Annotated in this window: 14 protein-coding genes and 8 pseudogenes; 16 read left to right on the forward strand and 6 right to left on the reverse strand. The window is 73.5% G+C overall.

Annotation, left to right across the window (positions count from 1 at the left end):
* A pseudogene (locus tag FF86_RS51040) lies at positions 1-410 on the reverse strand (enoyl-CoA hydratase/isomerase family protein); the annotation flags it as partial.
* 474 nt (positions 411-884) lie between these two features.
* Here FF86_RS51040 and FF86_RS17535 point away from each other — a divergent pair.
* The 3 genes from FF86_RS17535 to FF86_RS17545 all read left to right on the forward strand — a co-directional run bounded on the left by FF86_RS17535 (position 885) and on the right by FF86_RS17545 (position 3,103).
* Positions 885-1,382, forward strand: a complete 498-nt coding sequence (locus tag FF86_RS17535; protein WP_044885842.1) for a Zn-ribbon domain-containing OB-fold protein — start codon at positions 885-887, stop codon at positions 1,380-1,382.
* Positions 1,379-2,566 carry a thiolase family protein gene (locus FF86_RS17540; RefSeq protein ID WP_044885843.1) on the forward strand — a complete coding sequence of 396 codons (1,188 nt, stop codon included), beginning with the start codon at positions 1,379-1,381 and terminating at the stop codon, positions 2,564-2,566. Before FF86_RS17535 ends, FF86_RS17540 begins: the two co-directional genes overlap by 4 nt.
* Positions 2,567-2,629: 63 nt before the next feature.
* The gene (locus tag FF86_RS17545) at positions 2,630-3,103 is read left to right on the forward strand and encodes a MaoC family dehydratase (RefSeq protein ID WP_044885806.1); all 474 of its coding nucleotides are present in this window, start codon (positions 2,630-2,632) and stop codon (positions 3,101-3,103) included.
* On the opposite strand, the gene FF86_RS17550 is transcribed toward FF86_RS17545, so the two are convergent.
* Positions 3,076-4,296, reverse strand: coding sequence for a CoA transferase (locus tag FF86_RS17550; protein WP_044885807.1), 1,221 nt, complete (start codon positions 4,294-4,296; stop codon positions 3,076-3,078). The genes FF86_RS17545 and FF86_RS17550 overlap by 28 nt on opposite strands.
* Positions 4,297-4,495: 199 nt before the next feature.
* Here FF86_RS17550 and FF86_RS17555 point away from each other — a divergent pair.
* A partial coding sequence (locus FF86_RS17555; RefSeq protein ID WP_255355829.1) for an AMP-binding protein occupies positions 4,496-6,114 on the forward strand: 1,619 nt, incomplete at its 3' end.
* A 56-nt stretch (positions 6,115-6,170) separates the two neighbouring features.
* Here FF86_RS17555 and FF86_RS51045 read toward each other — a convergent pair.
* A pseudogene (locus tag FF86_RS51045) lies at positions 6,171-6,533 on the reverse strand (TetR/AcrR family transcriptional regulator); the annotation flags it as partial.
* 1 nt (position 6,534) lies between these two features.
* Positions 6,535-6,740 (reverse strand): annotated as a pseudogene (locus tag FF86_RS51050) (TetR/AcrR family transcriptional regulator); the annotation flags it as partial.
* Positions 6,741-7,094: 354 nt separating this feature from the next.
* Here FF86_RS51050 and FF86_RS51055 point away from each other — a divergent pair.
* The 4 genes and pseudogenes from FF86_RS51055 to FF86_RS17575 form a co-directional block, all read left to right on the forward strand.
* Positions 7,095-8,104 (forward strand): amidohydrolase family protein (locus FF86_RS51055; protein ID WP_396229925.1); only part of this gene is annotated, 1,010 nt, incomplete at its 3' end.
* Position 8,105: 1 nt separating this feature from the next.
* Positions 8,106-8,312, forward strand: a pseudogene (locus FF86_RS51060) (amidohydrolase family protein); the annotation flags it as partial.
* A 4-nt stretch (positions 8,313-8,316) separates the two neighbouring features.
* Positions 8,317-9,252 carry an LLM class F420-dependent oxidoreductase gene (locus FF86_RS17570; protein ID WP_044885845.1) on the forward strand — a complete coding sequence of 312 codons (936 nt, stop codon included), beginning with the start codon at positions 8,317-8,319 and terminating at the stop codon, positions 9,250-9,252.
* Complete coding sequence (locus FF86_RS17575; RefSeq protein ID WP_044885810.1) at positions 9,249-10,463, forward strand: amidohydrolase family protein; 1,215 nt, start codon at positions 9,249-9,251, stop codon at positions 10,461-10,463. The genes FF86_RS17570 and FF86_RS17575 overlap by 4 nt, the downstream gene beginning before the upstream one ends.
* Here the strand turns inward: FF86_RS17575 and FF86_RS51065 are convergent.
* Together FF86_RS51065 and FF86_RS17580 are read right to left on the reverse strand one after the other, a co-directional pair.
* Positions 10,441-10,773: pseudogene (locus FF86_RS51065) on the reverse strand (Rieske (2Fe-2S) protein); the annotation flags it as partial. The gene FF86_RS17575 and the pseudogene FF86_RS51065 sit on opposite strands and share 23 nt — an antisense overlap.
* Before the next feature lies 1 nt (position 10,774).
* A pseudogene (locus FF86_RS17580) lies at positions 10,775-11,508 on the reverse strand (Rieske 2Fe-2S domain-containing protein); the annotation flags it as partial.
* 302 nt (positions 11,509-11,810) lie between these two features.
* Here FF86_RS17580 and FF86_RS51070 point away from each other — a divergent pair.
* From FF86_RS51070 to FF86_RS51085, 8 genes and pseudogenes are all read left to right on the forward strand, one after another.
* Positions 11,811-12,400 (forward strand): acyl-CoA dehydrogenase family protein (locus FF86_RS51070; RefSeq protein WP_242418956.1); only part of this gene is annotated, 590 nt, incomplete at its 3' end.
* A gap of 124 nt (positions 12,401-12,524) precedes the next feature.
* Positions 12,525-12,908: an acyl-CoA dehydrogenase family protein gene (locus FF86_RS51075; RefSeq protein ID WP_242418966.1), complete on the forward strand. Its 384-nt coding sequence runs from the start codon at positions 12,525-12,527 to the stop codon at positions 12,906-12,908.
* Between the two features lie 617 nt (positions 12,909-13,525).
* The gene (locus FF86_RS51080; protein WP_242418967.1) at positions 13,526-13,969 is read left to right on the forward strand and encodes an acyl-CoA dehydrogenase family protein; all 444 of its coding nucleotides are present in this window, start codon (positions 13,526-13,528) and stop codon (positions 13,967-13,969) included.
* A 68-nt stretch (positions 13,970-14,037) separates the two neighbouring features.
* Positions 14,038-14,496 (forward strand): Zn-ribbon domain-containing OB-fold protein, encoded by a 459-nt coding sequence (locus FF86_RS17595; protein ID WP_044885814.1) that lies wholly within the window; start codon positions 14,038-14,040, stop codon positions 14,494-14,496.
* On the forward strand, positions 14,483-15,634 hold the full coding sequence (locus tag FF86_RS17600) for a thiolase family protein (protein ID WP_044885815.1): 1,152 nt from the start codon (positions 14,483-14,485) through the stop codon (positions 15,632-15,634). Before FF86_RS17595 ends, FF86_RS17600 begins: the two co-directional genes overlap by 14 nt.
* Positions 15,635-15,693: 59 nt before the next feature.
* The gene (locus FF86_RS17605) at positions 15,694-16,866 is read left to right on the forward strand and encodes an acetyl-CoA hydrolase/transferase C-terminal domain-containing protein (RefSeq protein ID WP_055867602.1); all 1,173 of its coding nucleotides are present in this window, start codon (positions 15,694-15,696) and stop codon (positions 16,864-16,866) included.
* Positions 16,867-17,568: 702 nt separating this feature from the next.
* Positions 17,569-17,722, forward strand: a pseudogene (locus tag FF86_RS64185) (HNH endonuclease); the annotation flags it as partial.
* Position 17,723: 1 nt separating this feature from the next.
* Positions 17,724-17,933, forward strand: a pseudogene (locus FF86_RS51085) (HNH endonuclease); the annotation flags it as partial.

Genomic DNA, 17,933 nt, shown 5'->3' on the forward strand with positions numbered 1-17,933 from the left:
GGGTCGGAGATGAACGCGCTCTCGGCGAGCAGCACGATGTCGCTGCACACCGCGAGGTTGCAGCCGAGGCCCACCGCGGCGCCGTTGACCGCGGCCACCACCGGCAGCGGGAAGTCGACCATCTCGTTGAGCAGCCGGCGGGCGCCGTCGATCTCGGCGCGGCGCAGCTCACGGTCCTCCCACAGCTCGACGAAGTGCTGGAAGTCGCCGCCGGCGCTGAACGCCCGGCCCGCTCCGGTCAGCACGACCGCGCGCGCGCCCGGGTCCTCCGCCAGGTGCCGCCACACCCTGACCAGGGCGTGGTGCAGCGCCTCGTTCGTCGCGTTGAGCGCCTCCGGCCGGTTCAGGGTGACGAGGCGGACTGGACCCCTCTCCTCGATGAGCAGCTCCGGCGCGAACGGGTTGTCCATCAGTTCTCCTGTCGGTCCTGCTGTGCGCCTGCGATACGTCTGAAAGGTCTGTAGGTCCGCGGTGGGCCCGCGGCTTGCCGTGCCGCCCGCCGCGCGGAGCCGGGCCGCGGCGGACGCGTCCGCGGCCGGCTGCCGCCGCGTCGTCGGGTGGGCTACCAGGCCCGGCGCCCAGCCGTCGGGTGGTGGGCGTCCGGGAAGCCTCCGGCCGGCCTTCGTCCGCCGGGGGTGAATCTCCCGTCAACTGCCCGCTACCCTGCCTGGGAACGCCACCGGTGGTGCGCCACCCCGGCCATGAGACCGTTGTTTGACGGAAATGTCAAGTTCTCCTAGGGTGCTCCTGGTGGCGGCGTCAGCCGCCCCCGAGGTCCACTGTGGGACCTGCGGACGGCGGCATCGAGGGCGCCGTCCGACGAGCGCGCGGCCCGGCCGGTGCCGTCGACCGCGACGGCGCCGGGGGCCGTGGGAGGAGGCGGCGTGACGGATACGAGTTCCCCGGCACCAGCGAGTTCCCCGGCGTACGTGCGGCCCGAGCGGCGGCTGCTGCCGCAGCCGACCGCCGAGTCGGCGGCGTTCTGGACCGGCGGGCGCGACGGTCGGCTGCTGATCAGCCACTGTCGGGGCTGCGGACATTTCTTCCACCCCCCGGGCCCGGTGTGCTGGCGCTGCCGCAGCACCGACGTCGGCCCGGAGCCGGTCTCCGGCCGGGCGACGGTGGCCGCCTACACGATCAACCGCCAGCCGTGGATCCCCGGCTACCCGCCGCCGTACGTGGTGGCGATGGTGGAGCTCGCCGACGAGCCGGACGTCCGCCTCATCACCAACATCGTCGACGTCCCGCTCGACGAGGTGCGCGTGGGCCTGGAGGTAGAGGTGTTCTTCGAACAGTGGCCGGCCGAGCCCGGTCCGGATGACTCGCCGGTGTGGCTGCCGCTGTTCCGGCCGGCCGCGGCGACGGTCGGGGGTGCGCGATGAGCGGCGGGCCGTTCGACGGCAAGGCGGTCATCACCGGGGCCGGCAAGTCCCAGGTCGGCCGGCGCCTCGGCCGCACCGGGCTGGACCTGACCATCGAGGCGGTGACCCGGGCGATCGCCGACGCGGGCCTGTCGGTCGACGACATCGACGGCATCGCCAGCTACCCGGGGCCCGGCGTGCCGGACCTGGGCTTCTCCGGGGCCACCATCACCGAGGTCCGCAACGCCCTCGGCCTGCGCAGCCGCTGGTACCTGTCCTCGACGGAGACCGCCGGGCAGATCGGCCCGGCGATCGAGGCGTGCATGGCCGTCACCCTGGGGCTGGCCAACCACGTCGTCGTCTACCGCTCGGTGTGGGAGTCGACCGCGCAGGCCGGCGCCGGCCGGGCGTCGGTGCTGTTCGGCGGTGGGGCGGTGTCGGGGCACCTGGAGTACACGGGGCCCTTCGGCGCGCTGTCCGCGGCGAACTGGCTGTCCATGCCCGCGCAGCGCTACATGCACGACTTCGGCCTCACCCGCGAGCAGCTCGCCGCGATCCCGCTCAACGCCCGCGCCAACGCCGGGCTCAACCCGGACGCGATCTACCGCGACCCGCTCACCCTCGACGACTACCTCAACGCCCGGATGATCTCCGAGCCGCTGTGCCTGTTCGACTGCGACGTGCCCTGCGACGGGGCGACCGCGGTCATCATCTCCCGGCGCGACGCCGCGGCCGGGCTGCCGCACCACCCGCTGACGGTGGAGTCGGTCGGCACCGGGATGTTCGAGCGGGCCACCTGGGACCAGCGCGTCGACGTCACCACCATGGCGGCGCACGACGTGGCCGCCACCCTGTGGGAGCACACCACCCTGCGTGCCTCCGACGTCGATCTCGCCCAGCTCTACGACGGGTTCAGCTTCCTGACCGTGATGTGGCTGGAGGCGCTGGGCTTCGCCGAGCACGGCAAGGTCGGGCCGTTCATCGAGGGCGGGGAGCGCATCGCCCTGAACGGGCCGCTGCCGCTGAACACCTCCGGCGGGCAGCTCTCCGGCGGCCGGCTGCACGGCATGGGCTTCCTGCACGAGGCGTGCGTGCAGCTCTGGGGTGAAGGCGGCGAGCGGCAGGCGCCGAACAGCCCCGAGGTCGCCGTGGTGGGCGTCGGCGGCGGCCCCGTCGGCGGCGCGATGCTGCTCAGCACCCGCTGATCAACACCCGCTGATCCACCCGGGGACGACGCCACCGCCACGACGCAGAGGGAGAACGCCCAGATGGAGATCTACCGCAGCGCGGCCGACCTGGAGGCCGCGCTCGGCAGCGAGATCGGCCCCACCGACTGGCTCACCGTGGAGCAGTCGCGGATCGACCTGTTCGCGGACGCCACCGAGGACCACCAGTGGATCCACGTCGATCCCGTACGGGCCGCCGGCGGCCCGTACGGGGCGACGATCGCCCACGGCTTCCTCACCGCCTCGCTGGTGCCGTACTTCATGAACAAGCTGCGGACCATCGAGGGCATCCGGATGGGCATCAACTACGGCCTGGACCGGGTGCGCTTCCCGTCGCCGGTGCGGGCGGGCGCGCGCATCCGCGCCCGCGCGACCCTCATCGACCTGCGCAAGCTCGACGACGGAGCCGTCCAGGTCACCAACCGGGTGACGATCGACGTCGACGGCTCCGCCAAGCCCGGCTGCGTCGTCGAACTGCTGGCCCGGTACTACTTCGCCGACGCCGCCGGTTCCTGAGCCCCCGGTTCGTGAGGCGCCGGTCCGTGGGTCGCCGGTCCGTGGGTCGCCGGTCCGTGGGTCGGCGCGGCCCACTCGCGTAGGACCTCGCCGGTGTGCTGGCCCGCCTTGGGCAGCACACCGGCCTGCGGGGCGCCGCCCGTGGCCGGGTCGTGGGCGGTGCGTGGGGAGGGCGCTGGCACGGTGACCGTCGCGCCCTCCGGGGTGCGCAGCGTGCGCAGGGCCTGCCGGTGGCGCAGGTGCGGGTCCGTCACCACGTCGTGGGCGGTGTTGACCGGCGCTCCGGGCAGTCGCGCGGCGGCGAGGCGTTCCACCGCCTCGGCGCGGTCGAGCCCGCCCGCCCACGTCCGCACCGCCTCGCCGAGCTCCCCGCCGGCGGTCCCGGCCGGCGCGCCGACGACGGCGGCGAGGTCGCGTAGCTGGCGGGGGGTGGACACGCTCACCGCCAGCCAGCCCCCGTCCGCGCAGGCGAACACGTCGCGCAGGGCCGAGCCCGCGAGCCCGCCGCCGAGGCGCCCGGGCGGTGCGGCGCCGGCCGCGACCCCCGCCGCCGCCGACACCAGCGTCGGGCCGACGACGTGCAGCATCGCCTCCACCGGGTTGACGTCGACGACCCGGCCGGGCCCGCCGTTGACCCGCACGTCGTGGCAGGCCGCGGCGACCCCGAAGGCGCCCGCGTAGGCCATCACCGCGTCGCCGAGCGGGACCGAGGGCAGCATCGGCGGGCCGTCCGCGTCGCCGGTCATGTGGGTCAGGCCCGCGAACGCCTCGCCCATCGTCCCGTTGCCCGGCCGTCCCGCGGCGGGGCCGTCGGCGCCGTAACCGCTCACGTGCGCCACGACGAGGCCCGGGTTGACGGCGAGCATCGTGTCGGGATCCAGTCCGCGGGTGGCCAGCCGCGCCGCCGGCTCGTTGACGACGACGACGTGGGCGGCGGCGACCAGGCCCCGCAGCGCCGCCCGCTCGCCCGCGTCGGCCAGGTCGAGGACGACCGACCGCTTGCCCCGTGCGACCAGCGGCCAGAACCCGGTGGCCCGGTAGGCGTCCCCGCCGGGCGGCTCCAGCTTGACCACGTCCGCGCCCTGATCGGCCAGGAGACTCGCGAGCAGAGGCGCGGCATACAGGGACGCGGCGTCGAGCACCCGCAGCCCGGCGAGCGGACCGCCCACGTTCGCATCATCGCGTCGGACCATCCGGTGTCTCCTTCTCCGCCCCGTCGGTGACCGTCGCGGGCAGCCTGCCCCCTGTTGACAGAGGATTCAACTATTTGATGTGGTTGCCCTGGTCAAGGAGAGCACCCGTCCGGCACTGCCGTCACCCACGGACTCCCGCCGCGCCGCCGGAGGCGCGACGGTCTGCTCGCCGGACGCCGCAATCCCCAGGAGGCGCGTCATGACGTCCGTGTCGAGCGAGCAGCCCGCGGCGGGCGGTCTGGCCGCGACCGAGGCGGTGGACCTCGCGCGGGCCGCGGAGCGGTGGCCGTGGCTGCTGACGGCCCCCACGGTCGACGGGTTAGTGGCCCGCCGCGCGCAGGCGACCCCCGACGCACCGATGCTGATCGACGAGCATGACGCGCGGCTGACCTTCGCCGAGTTCGACGCGAAGGTCGACCGGGTCGCGGCGGCGCTGGCGGGCGAGGGCGTCACGGCCGGCACCCGGGTGGCCTGGCAGCTCCCGACGAGGATCAGCACCCTGCTGGTGATGATCGCGCTGCGCCGGCTCGGTGCCGTGCAGGCGCCGGTCATCCCGATCTACCGCGAGCGGGAGGTGGGCGCCGCGCTCGCCGCCGTCGACGCGGAGGTCTTCCTGGTACCGGGGACGTGGCGGGGCACCGACTACACGGCGATCGCCCGGGCGGTCGCCGCCGCCGGCGGGCCCGCGCCCCGGCTGCTGGAGATCGGCCACGACGCACCGGAGGCCGACCCACCCGGCGCGGGCGCGCGTCCGGACCATCGTCCGGACCATCGTCCGGACGAGGTGCGGTGGATCTACTTCACCTCCGGGTCCACCGGCATCCCCAAGGGCGCGCGCCACAGCGACGGCACGCTGCTCGCCACCGCGGTGTCCTTCGCCGGCCTGAGCGGTCTCGGCCGGGCGGCGGGGGAGGTCGGCGCGGTCGGCTACCCGGTCGCCCACGTCGGCGGTATCCAGTACCTCATCGCCGCGCTCGCCGCCGGCTTCCCGATCCTGCTGCTCGAGGCGTTCATCCCCGACCAGGCCGTGGAGCTCTTCCGCCGGCACGGTGTCACCGCCACCGGCGGCAGCACGCCGTTCTACACCGCGCTGCTCGACCTCGCCGCCGCCCGCCCGGGCGAGCGGCTGATCCCGACGCTGCGCTCCCTCAAGGGCGGCGGCGCCCCCTGCCCGCCGCATCTGGTCGGCGAGGTGGACCGCGTGCTCGGCGCGGTGCTCGCGCACGACTACGGGATGACGGAGGTGCCGATGGTGGCGGTGGCCGCCATCGCCGACCCGCCCGACGTGCTGGCCGCCACCGACGGCCGACCGGTGCCGGTCAACCGGCTGCGCTTCGTCGACGAGGGCGGCGCGGCCCTCGCGCCGGGCGCCGTCGGCGAGGTGCAGGTCTCCGGTCACGGTGTGTGCCACGGCTACACCGACCCGGAGGCGACCCGGGCGGCGTTCACCGCCGACGGCTGGTTTCGTACCGGCGACCTCGGCCGGCTGGTCCCCTCCGGCCACATCGAGATCGTCGGCCGGCTGAAGGACCTCATCATCCGCAAGGGCGAGAACATCGCCCCCCAGGAGATCGAGGCGCTGCTCGGTCGCCACCCCGACGTGGCCGAGGTCGCCGTGATCGGCCTGCCCGACCCCGATCGCGGCGAGCGTGTCTGCGCCGTCGTCGTCGCCCGGCCCGGACGGCCGGTGCCGTCGCTGGCGCAGCTGTCGGCCTGGCTGCGCGAGGCCGGGCTGATGCGCCAGAAGCTGCCCGAGCAGCTCGAACTGATCGACATCATGCCGCGCACCGGGCTCGGCAAGGTCGCCAAGGCCCAGTTNCGCGCCCGCTACGAGCCGCGCGAGCCCTGACCGGCACAGGGCGGTAGGGCCGGCGTCAGGCGGTCAGGACCGCCATGATGAACCCGGCGATGGTGGCGACGACGTCGGTGTCGTCGACCGGCAGGTGCTGACCGTGGCAGTGGTACCAGGCGCGGTCCATCATCGACTGGACCGCCAGGCCCAGCGCCTCGGGGGCGTCGGTCGGCGTGCGCTGGCGGCCCCGCAGGTGGACCCCGAGCAGCCAGACCACGCGCAGTTCCATCTTGGTGCGCGCGCTGCCGACGGCCTGGTCGCCGGGACCGGACTGGGCGGACAGGATGAACGCGCCGTGGCGGTCCATGAACGCGAAGTACTGCCACACCCACGTTGCGACGTCCGCGTGGGTGCACGGGCGCGGCATGGCCTCCCACAGGGCTATNACCTGCAGGATCTCGTGGTAGGTGGCCTCGCCCAGGGTGTCGAAGATCTCCCGCTTGTCGCGGAAGTACGTGTAGAAGCCGGCGCGGGAGATGCCGCAGGCGTCGGTGATGTTGTTGACCCGGGTGCCCGCGTAGCCGCGCTCCAGGAACAACCGGCGGGACGCGTCGAGGATGAGCCCGCGGGTGCGAGCCGCGCGGCGGCCCATGGTTCTGGGGGCCGCGTCGACCGCATCAGCCGTCTTGGCCGAGTCAATCGCGTCAACCGCATCGACGGCAGGGGGGTCGTCCATGATTCTCTCCAGTGTAGGAGGGCACGCCGCAGCCGGGTCTGACGGACCTGTCGAAGCCGGCGCCCGCCGACGGCTGAAGCGACCTGGCGGCGTCCCACATGTCCGTGTCAGCTACGTTCCGACAAAGTTGACAGTTTCGTCAAGTCGGCTTACTGTTGCCTCGCGCAGCAGTACCCGAGACAGCACCGAGGTGGCGAAAGCCCGGTCGCCCACGGTCGACGGCACGTGACGCCGACGGCGAGTTCCCCCGGGCAGCGAGGAGCAGCAGCCGTGACGCAGTTCACCGACGCGCCGATCTTCGACGCCGACCAGCACATGTACGAGACCCCGGACGCGCTCACCCGGCACCTGCCGGAGCGCTACCGGCGCGCGGTGCAGTTCGTGCAGGTCGGCCGGGCGACCAGGATCGCGATCAAGGGAAAGATCACCGACTACATCCCGAACCCGACGTTCGACCGGGTGGCGGCGCCCGGTGCCTGGGAGAAGTTCTTCTCCGGCCAGAACCGCGAGGGCCAGTCGCTGCGGGAGATGACCGGACGGGCCATCGAGTCCCGCCCGTCGTTCCGCGAGCCCGCCCCGCGCCTGGTGGAGATGGACGCCCAGGGTGTCGAGGAGGCGCTGGTCTACCCGACGCTGGCGAACCTGGTCGAGCACTCCGCCGCCGAGGACCCCGAGCTCGTCGTCGCGATGATCCACGCGCTCAACCGCTGGATGCTCGACACCTGGGGCTACACCCACGCCGACCGGCTGTTCATGACGCCGGTCATCAGCTGCGCCCTGGTCGACGACGCCCGCCGCGAGCTCGACTACGTCCTGGAGAACGGGGCGAAGGTCGTCCTGATCAAGCCGGCGCCGGTCAAGGGCCTGCGGGGCTGGCGCTCCCCGGCGCTGCCGGAGTTCGACCCGTTCTGGGCGGACGTCGAGCGCGCCGGCATTCCGGTGGTGCTGCACTCCAGCCAGCCGCCGTTGGACGACTACATCAACCGGTGGGAGCCGCCGGACTCCAACGACTTCACCGAGATGAGTGCCTTCCGCTGGGTGACGCTCGGTCACCGCGAGATCGCCGACATGCTCACCAGCCTGATCTGCCACGGCACGTTCACCCGGTTCCCGAAGCTGCGCGTCGCCAGCATCGAGAACGGCAGCGCCTGGATCCACCCGCTGTTCGACGACCTGGAGTCCGCCTACGGCAAGATGCCGCAGGCGTTCCCCGAGCACCCGCTGGAGGTGTTCCGCCGCAACGTGTGGGTCAGCCCGTTCTGGGAGGGCTCCGTGGCCGANGTGATCTCCACGGTCGGCTGGGACCGGGTGCTGTTCGGCTCCGACTTCCCGCACCCGGAGGGCCTCGCCGAGCCGCGCGGCTACTACGCCTACGCCGAGGGCATGGACGAGAAGCGCACCCGCGACTTCATGGGTGACAACGCGCGGCGGCTGCTCGGCCTGCCGGTGCGCGACCCCGCCGGTGACCGGACCCCGGTCGCGGTCTGACGCCGTGGAGCTCAACTACCAGTTCCCGACCCGTGCGGTGAAGCACTGGGAGCGGTGGATCGGCGAGCGTGACCTCGCCGACGTGGCGGTCGCCGCCGAGGAGAGCGGATTCGACATCGTCTCCACGACGGACCATCCCTTCCCGTCCAGCGCGTGGATCGACGGCGGCGGCCACCACTCCTTCGACCCGTTCGTGTCGCTGGCGTTCATGGCGGCGGTGACCCGGCGCGTGCGCCTGCTGACGTTCATCCTCGTCGCCGGCTACCGCAACCCCTACCTGACCGCGAAGTCCACGGCCAGCCTCGACCTGCTCTCCGGCGGTCGGCTGATCGTGGGCATGGGCGCCGGGTACCAGAAGCCCGAGTTCGACGTGCTCGGCGCGCAGTTCGACGGCCGCGGCGGCCGGTTCGACGCGGCCATCGCCGCGATGCACGCCGCCTGGACGGGTGAGGTCGTCGAGCGCGACGACCCGTACTTCCCGGCGTCGGGCCACGTCATGCTGCCCCGGCCGGCGCAGCGCCCCGGCCCGCCGATCTGGATCGGTGGCAACAGCAAGGCGGCGATGCGCCGGGTCGCCGAGGTCGCCGACGGCTGGCTGCCCTTCGAGCAGCCCGCGCAGATGGCGGAGATCACCACCACCCCGAGCCTGGCCGCCGACGAGATCGGCGAGCGGATCGCCACCCTGCGCGAGCTGCGCGTGGCGGCGGGCCGCCCGTCCACCTTCGACGTCTGTTTCACCCCGCAGGTCAGCCGGGATCCGGCGCGCGCCGCCGAGTCGCTCGCGGCCGCCGCCCCCGGGTACGCGGCCGCGGGCGTCACGCACCTGTCGGTCGAGTCGCACGCCCGCAGCATCGACGACTGCCTGGCCGAGATCGAGCTGTTCGGCAAGGCCCTCGCGCCCCCGCCCCCCCACGCTCCAGAACGAGGAGAGAGTTCATGACCACCCTGGCAGCCCCCGGCGACGCGGCCGTGCTCCCGTCGCTGGGCTACCCGCTCTACGACGCCGACCAGCACTACTACGAGACGGCCGACGCGCTCACCCGCCACCTGGCGCCCGAGTACAAGCGGCTGATCAAGATTCTGCAGACGCCCGACGGCCGGACCCGGATGGTGATCAACAACAAGCTCTACACCACCAACCCGGACCCGACGTTCCCGACCGTCGCCGCCCCCGGCGTGTTCGAGCAGTACTTCCGCAGCAACAACACCGAGGGCCGGGAGTTGGCGGCGTTCGTCGGCAGGCTGCAGGAGAGCCAGCCCGAGTACACCGACCGCGACGCGCGCATCGCCAAGCTCGACGAGCAGGGCGTCGCCGCGACGATCATGCTGCCGACGGTCGGGGTCGCCGTCGAGGGGCTGCTCACCGACAAGCCCGATGCGCTGCACGCCATCATCGAGGCGTTCAACCGGTGGATCGAGGACGAGTGGGGCTACTCGTACCAGGACCGCATCATCTCGACGCCGGTGCTGTCGCTGGCCGACCCCGACCTGGCCGTCAAGGAGCTGGAGCGGGTGCGCGACGCCGGCGCGCGGATCGTCGTGCTGGTGCCGGGCCCGGTCCGCGCCGGCGCGATCACCCGCTCCCCGGGCAACCCGGTCTTCGACCGGTTCTGGGCGACCGCGGCCGAGGCCGGCATCGTCGTGTCGTACCACACCGGTGAGGCCGGCTACGAGTGGGTCGCCGAGAAGTGGGGCGAGGGCGCCTTCGAGGGCCTGCGCACCACGCCGCTGCCCGAGATCATGCAGCTCCACGTCGAGCGGCCCATCCAGGACACCATCGCGGCGCTGGTCGGCCACGGCGTGTTCGAGCGGCACCCGGCGCTGAAGGTCGCCACCATCGAGGCCGGCTCCACCTGGGTGCTCGACCTCGTCCGCCGGATCCGCAACGCCTACGGCAAGATCCCGCAGAAGTTCGCCGTCGACCCGGTGGAGAGCTTCCGCGAGCACGTCTGGGTCGCGCCGTTCTACGAGGACGACCTGCTCGCGCTCAAGGACGCCCTCGGCATCGGGCACATCATCTTCGGTTCGGACTGGCCGCACCCGGAGGGCCTGCCGACCCCGGCCGCCTTCGCCCGCGACGCCGCCGTGCTCTCCGACGAGGACCGCAAGCTGATCCTGTCGGACAACCTCAAGTCCCTGCTGCAGCTCTAGCAGCTCCCTCCGGCACGGCGGCAGTCCTGCGGGCCTCGGGGCTGACCGCCGCGTCCGGGTAGAACTGCGCGGACCAGCTTCGCAGCGCGCGGAACCCGCGGGCCTCCTCGGTCGCCAGCGCCGGCGCGTCGAGGAAGGTCTGGTTGGCCCAGATGACGATGTCGTCAGGTAGCGCCAGCTTGGCGTCGGCCAGGCGCCGCTCGTAGGTCCCGTCGGCGAGGTCGCCGGCGAGCTCGTCGATCCAGTAGGTCGCGAAGATCTCCGTGCGGCCGTCCTCGACCGGCGTGGTGTTGATCGAGATGACCCGGACNCCCTCGCCCATGTGCTCGACGTTGACGCTGACGCCGGGGCCGGACCAGAGGATCTCGATCGTGTTCGCGGTGTCGGTGCGTACCCGACCCTCGGCGTCGCGGGCGTGCTGCGCCCAGCCGCGGCCGAAGCCGACCCGCGACCACCACTGCGCTCCCTCCACCCGCTCCTCGAGCACCACCGGGCTGGCCGCGGTGTGGTGGACGAACCGGAAGTGGTGCGGGTCGACGACGTTCTCCAGCACCATCTGCGGGTGGGCGCGCAGGTCGCGGAAGTGCTGGCGGCCCTCGACGCCGGCCGGGTGGAAACGCCGGCTCGCCGCGTGCGGGGCGTCGCCGAGCGCGTCGGGGACGTCCCACAGCGGTTCCCGGCCGGCCGCGTCGTGCCAGACGTAGATCGTCTCGTTGCGTTCGACCGTCGTCCAGGTCCCCAGCTTCGGGCCGCGGTTGGGCCGGTCCTGGTAGGGGATCGACACGTTGCGTCCCTCGGGGCTCCACACCCAGCCGTGGAACGGGCAGCGGATGCCCTCGTCGACGACGCAGCCGCCGTGGGCCAGGCTCGCGCCGAGATGCCGGCAGTACCGGTCGTGGACGCGGACCACGCCGTCGCGGCCCCGGTAGGCGACGAGGTCCCGGCCGAAGTACCGCAGCGGGACGACCTGCTCCGGGCCGATGTCGACCGACCACGCCACCTGGAACCACCCGGTCAGCGCCAGGTCCAAACCATGCAGTTTCATCGCCGCGACCTCCGCGTTCTCCCGGCCTGCGGGATCTCTCAGAATGAGTGCACCCTACGGGGAACGGCATTCCCAGACAAGCCGGCGGATGTCGAGCGGCACGCCGGGGCCCGTCCGCGCCGGCCCGGCGGCCAGCGCACCGGTTTACTTCTGACGAAATCGTCAACTACGATGTGCGGGCTGGATCGCNCCCCCCGGGCCGCGGTGCGAAGCATCCCGCCGACATCGGTGCGGGCGCCGTCCCGCGGCGGCTGCGCACCCGGAGGAACCATCATGATCGTCGTCCGCGACGAGGTCGGCTGATGGCCGATCCCCACGACAAGCTGCGCCGAGAGGTCCGCGCGTTCGTCGCCGCGGCCGGCATCGTGCCGCGCAACGACAGCTGGTTGCGTGGCTACGACCCCGACTTCACCCGCGCGCTGGGCCGCCACGGCTGGATCGGCATGACCTGGCCGACCGAGTACGGCGGCGGCGGGCGGTCGAACACCGAGCGGTTCGTCGTCACCGAGGAGCTGCTGCGCGCCGGCGCGCCGGTCACCGCGCACTGGACGGCCGACCGTCAGATCGGCCCGACGATCCTGCGGGTCGGCACCGAGGGCCAGCGCGCCGAGATCCTGCCGAAGATCTGCCGCGGCGAGGTCGTCGTCGGCCTGGGCCTGTCCGAGACCGAGGCCGGCTCGGACCTCGCGGCCGTGCGCACCCGGGCGACGGCCATCGACGGCGGCTGGTCGATCACCGGGGCGAAGGTGTGGACGACCTCCGCGCACCACGCCACCCACCTGTACATCCTCGCCCGCACCGGCGAGGGGGCGTCCAAGCACGAGGGCCTGACCGAGTTCCTCGTCGACGCCGACACCCCCGGCATCACCGTACGGCCCATCCTCGACCTCGTNGGCGAGCACCACTTCAACGAGGTGATCCTCGACGACGTGCACGTGCCCGACGACCGCGTCCTCGGCACGGTCGGCGCCGGCTGGAAGCAGGTCACCGAGCAGCTCGCCTTCGAGCGCGGCGGGGTGGAGCGCTACCTGAGCACCTATCCCGTGCTCGCCGCGATGATCCGCACGGTCGCGCGCCATCCCGACCGGGCCGCGACCGAGCGCCTCGGCGAGCTGGCCGCGCGCCTGACCGCGCTGCGCCAGCTCGGCCTGCAGCTCGCCGGCGCCCTCGACCAGGGCGAGGCGCCGGTGCGCCTGGCGGCGGGGCTCAAGCTCGCCGGCACCCGGTTCGAGAAGGACGTCGTGGAGACCGCCCGGTACGTCCTCGACGTCTGCGAGGGCGACGCCGAGGCCCACCGGCTGCTCGTCGACGGCCTGGCCGTCGTGCCCGGCGCGTCGATCCGCGGCGGCTCGTCGGAGGTCCTGTACACCGTCATCAGCCGGGCGGAGCTGCCACGATGATCTTCGATGCCGATCTGCGCCCCGTCGTCGACGACGTGCTCGGGGCGAACACCGACACCGCCCCCGGCGAGCTGTGGGCGCTGCTGACCGAGCTCGGCTGGCCGGTCGTCGGCGTGGCCGAGGACGACGGCGGCGCCGGCGGGGATCTCGCCGCGGTCGCCGAGCTCGCCGCGGGTGTCGGCCGCCACGCCGCCGCCGTCCCGCTGATCGAGACCGGCCTGGCCGCCTGGGCGCTGGCCGCCGCCGGGCTGCCCATCACCGCGACCGCCGAGCNCGCCGCGCTGGCGCTGGCCCCCACCGGCACCGTCGAGGCCCGCCGCGACCCGGCTGCCGGCGACGAGGCGGGCGACTGGGTCCTCGACGGCACCGTCCCGCGGGTGCGCTGGCTGCCCGAGGTGCCCACGGTCGTCCTCGTCGTCGAGCAGGCCGACGCCACCGTCGTCGCCGTCCTCGACGCCACAGCCGCCGCCACAGCCGCCGCCGCAGCCGCCACAGCCGAACGCGACCTGGCCGACGAGCCGTCGGGGACGCTACGCCTCGACGGGGTGCGGCTGCCCGCCGACCGCGTCGCCGTGGCCCCCGCGGGGCTCGCTGGGGACGTGCTCGACCGCGTCGCGGTGCTGCGCGCCGCGGCGATCTCCGGCGCCGTCGAGCGGGCCTGCGCGCTGACGAAGGACCACGTCACCACCCGCCAGCAGTTCGGCCGGCCGCTGTCGGCGCTGCCCGCGGTGCGCCAGCTCGTCGCCGGCCTCGCCGTCGAGCGCGACCTGCTCGACGCGGCGCTCACCGTCGCGGTGACCCGTCCCGGTCGCGGCACGGCGGCGGCGGTGCGCGCGGTGGCCGCCCGGACCGCCGGGACGGTGGCCACCGACACCCACCAGCTGCACGGCGCGATCGGCATCACCCAGGAGTACCCGCTGCACCTGGTGACCCGCCGGCTGTGGTCGTGGCGCGACGACGAGGGCACGCAGCGGCGCTGGGAGCGGCTGCTCGGTGACGAGGTGGTCCGCACCGGTTCGGACGAACCGCTGTGGGCGCTGGTCACCGGCGCGTCTGTCTGACGGCTCGACCGCTCGACCCGCGCACAGGCTCGACGCGCACAGGCTCGAAGGCTCGAAGGAGAGTGGGAATGGCACAGCAGGTACCCCTGGCCGAGGATCTTTTCACCTGGCCGGCGGAGGAACCCGCCCTGATCGGCGGTCGATCGTCGGACGGCAAGATCGTCTTCCCGTACCGCAGCCACAAGCTGGTCGGGGGCGTCAACGAGGAGCTGGAGCGGGTGGAGCTGCCGCGCCGCGGCACGCTGTGGACGTTCACCGGCCAGCGGTTCCGCCCGCCGTCCCCGCCGTACGCCGGCGATGACACGCCGAAGACGTTCGAGCCGTTCGCGGTCGGCTACATCGAGCTGCCCGGCGCGCTGCGGGTCGAGGCCCGGCTCACCGAGGCCGACCCCGACAAGCTGCACATCGGCCAGGAGATGGAACTGCGCATCGTCCCGTTCGGCACCGACGCCGACGGCAACCAGACCTTGATCTACGCGTTCGCCCCGGTCGGGGCCGAGGAGGGACACGGCGATGGCTCCGAGTGACGTTGCGATCATCGGCACGGGCCTGCACCCGTTCGGGCGCTACCCCGGCAAGTCGGCGCTGGAGATGGGCGAGGACGCCGTCATCGAGGCCCTCGCCGACGCCGGTGTCGAGTGGTCGGCCATCCAGGCGCTGTACGCGGGCAGCATGGAGGTCAAGAACCCCGAGGCGATCGTCGGGCTGCTGGGCCTGACCGGTGTGCCGGGCCGGGCGGTGTTCACCGGCTGCGCGACAGGCGCGACGTCGCTGGCGATGGCGGCGAACGCCATCCGCCTCGGCGACGCCGACATCGCGATCGCCATCGGTCTGGACAAGCACCCCCGCGGCGCGTTCTCCGACCACCCGTCGGTCTCCGGCCTGCCCGGCTGGTACGGCGAGGCCGGCCTGTTCCTCACCACGCACTTCTTCGGCATGAAGATCAACCGCTACATGCACGACTTCGGCATCACCCCGATCACGCTGGCCCGGGCGGCGGCGAAGGCGTTCCGTAACGGCGCGGCGAACCCGCGGGCGTGGCGGCGCACCCCGATGACCGAGGAGCAGATCCTCGAGTCGCAGTACCTGAACTACCCGCTGACCCAGTACATGTACTGCTCGCCGGACGAGGGCGCCGCCGCGGTCGTGCTCGCCCGCGCGGACCTGGCGTCGAAGTACACCGACAAGCCGATCTACCTGCGCGCCAGCACCCTGTTCTCCCGCCGCGAGGGCGCCTTCGAGCTGCTCAGCCCGTCGCTGCCGCTGGAGACGGCGCCGAGCCCCACCGTCTTCGCCGCGCAGGCCGCCTACGAGCAGGCCGGCATCGGTCCCGAGGACGTCGACGTCGCCCAGCTCCAGGACACCGACGCCGGCTCGGAGATCATCCACCTGGCCGAGAACGGTTTCTGCAAGGACGGCGAGCAGGAGACGCTGCTGGCCGAGGGCGCCACCGAGATCGGCGGGAAGCTGCCGGTCAACACCGACGGCGGCCTGCTCGCCAACGGGGAGCCGGTCGGCGCCTCCGGGTTGCGTCAGATCCACGAGCTGGTCACCCAGCTTCGCGGCCGCGCCGGAGACCGCCAGGTCGCCGGCACCCCGCGGGTCGGCTACGCCCACCTCTACGGCGCCCCCGGCACCGCCGCCGTCACCATCCTGTCCACCTGAGCTGGACCCGATTGCGAGGGTGATGGCGTGAGCGTCGGTGCTGGCGTGAGGACGTGGGCGTGAGGGTCGAGAGCGGGAAGCTGGCGGAGCTCGTCGAGCCGGGCAGCCGGGTGGCGCTGGCCGACGGGATCGGCGCGCCGCGCGCGGTGTCCGGCGAGCTCGCCGCCGCGGCCGCCGCGGCGGGCGGGGTGCGGCTGCTGCTCGGCTGGCTGCCCGTCGCCGACCGCGAGCTCGACCTCGCCGCCTTCGCCGACGTCCGCGCGGTGATGTCCGGCTGGGGGCTGCGCCGCCCGGTGGACGACGGTCGGGTGCGGGCGTTGCCGGTGCGGCTGTCGGCGGTGCCGGCGCTGCTGCACGGCCCGCTGCGCCCGGATCTGCTGGTCGCCACGGTCGTGCCGGCCCCCGGCGGCGGGTACGCCTTCGGCACCGAGGTGGCGTGGATGCGCGCCGCGATCGCCGCCGGCGCCCGCGTCGCCGGCGTCGTCGCCCACGCCACCCCGCACTGCGACGCGGGCCCGGCGCTGCCCGCCGACCGGCTCGTCCTGGTGGGGGAGACCGACACCCCGCCGATCGCGCTGGAGTTCAGCGCCCCCGGCGACGAGCACCGGGCGATCGCCGAGCGGATCGCCGCTCTCGTCCCCGCCGGTGCCCGGCTGCAGGTCGGCCCGGGGGCGCTCGGCGTCGCCGTGCTGGAGGCCCTGCGCACCCCCGTGCACATGGACTCGGGCCTGCTGCCCGAGGGCGTCGTCGACCTCGACCGCCGTGGCCTGCTCGCCGGCACCCCCGTGACGACGTACCTGGCCGGTGGCCCCGGCCTGCTGGCCTGGGCGGCGGGCCGCCCGCTGCTGCATCCCATCGAGCACACCCACGACCTGGGCCGGCTGTCCACCGGCCTGCCGTTCGTCGCGGTGAACACCGCGATCGAGCTCGACGAGCAGGCCCAGGTCAACGTGGAGGGCTTCCCCGGTGCGACCGTCGGCGGCGTCGGCGGCCACGCCGACTACGCCGCCGCCGGCGCCCGCTCGCCCGGCGGCCTGTCCGTCATCGCGATGCCGGCGACCCACCGCGGCCGCCCCACCCTCGTCGAGCGTCTGTCGGCCCCCGTGAGCACCCCCGGCCACGACGTCGACGTCGTCGTCACCGAGCACGGCACCGCCGACCTGCGCGGCCTCGACCGCCGCGAACGCGCCGCCGCCCTCCACCACCTCTGGGACCGCCCGGCGACCTCCTGATCTCCCCGATCATCATCCCGGCTCCAGTCCCGGCGCCGGCTCCGCGGAATCTGAATGACTGTGTCACGTGGTCGTGGGGGCGGCTGTCGGTCGGGTCGGGTGCTCCGCGCCAGGTGCGGGGGAGAGCGCCTACCCGGGTTCTTCTCGGGATGCGGTGTCCGGTTTGTCGCTGGAGTAGGACCCGGGTGGCCTCGTTCCCATGCGCGCCCCTCGCGCCGGCCCATCGACCCCGACCCGGATCGGCAGAGACAACCGAGGCGTCACAGCCGCAGACCGGGATGAGCGGCCCGCCCCGGCAACAGGCGAGGACAGCGCGCAGCGCCGGCCGCAGCGGAACCGGCGCAGTCATACGCCCGCCCTGCGGCGCGGGCGATGACCGTGACGCGGTTCCGCGGAACACCAAGATCGTCTTGGGGGTGCCGGCTTGGTCGCCGGCTGGGTCGCCGGCTTGGCTTCCAGGCGCCGCTTCCGGACGCTGCTGCCGGGTCTGCTGCCGGCTAGGAGCCCAGGTTCCGCGTCGCGGCCGAGGGTGCGGGCCGGTCCCGGCGGTGTGTAACCATTGCCCACCGGTTGATCTTGGTTGGGTTTTTGTCGGTGGGGGGTGGGATGCTGTTCGAGTCCTGTTCGAACGACACCCCTGGCCCGGTGATCATGATGGCTGTTCCTGTGTCCCCTGTTTCCGCTGATCCNTTCGTCTCGTCGGTGCTGGTGGGGGTGGATGTGGAGTCGGCGTCGTTGGGGGAGGTGGAGGAGGTGATCTGCCGGTGGGCGGGGCGGATCGCGGCGGCGACGTGTGCCTGGCTGCTGGCGGTGGCGGCGTTCGATCGGCGGGAGGGCTGGTCGGGGATGGGGATGGNCTCGTGCGCGCACTGGCTGTCGTGGCGGTGCGGGATCGGCCTGCGGACCGCGCGGGAGCATGTGGCGACCGGGCATGCGTTGGAGCGTCTGCCCGCGATCCGCGCCGCGTTCGCCGCGGGCACCCTGTCGTATGCGAAGGTCCGGGCGGTGACGCGTATCGCGGAGGAGGAATCCGAGCGGGTGTGGTTGACCCATGCCCGGTACTGCAC

The organism is Frankia sp. CpI1-P, from assembly GCF_001421075.1.
Classification (GTDB): domain Bacteria; phylum Actinomycetota; class Actinomycetes; order Frankiales; family Frankiaceae; genus Frankia; species Frankia torreyi.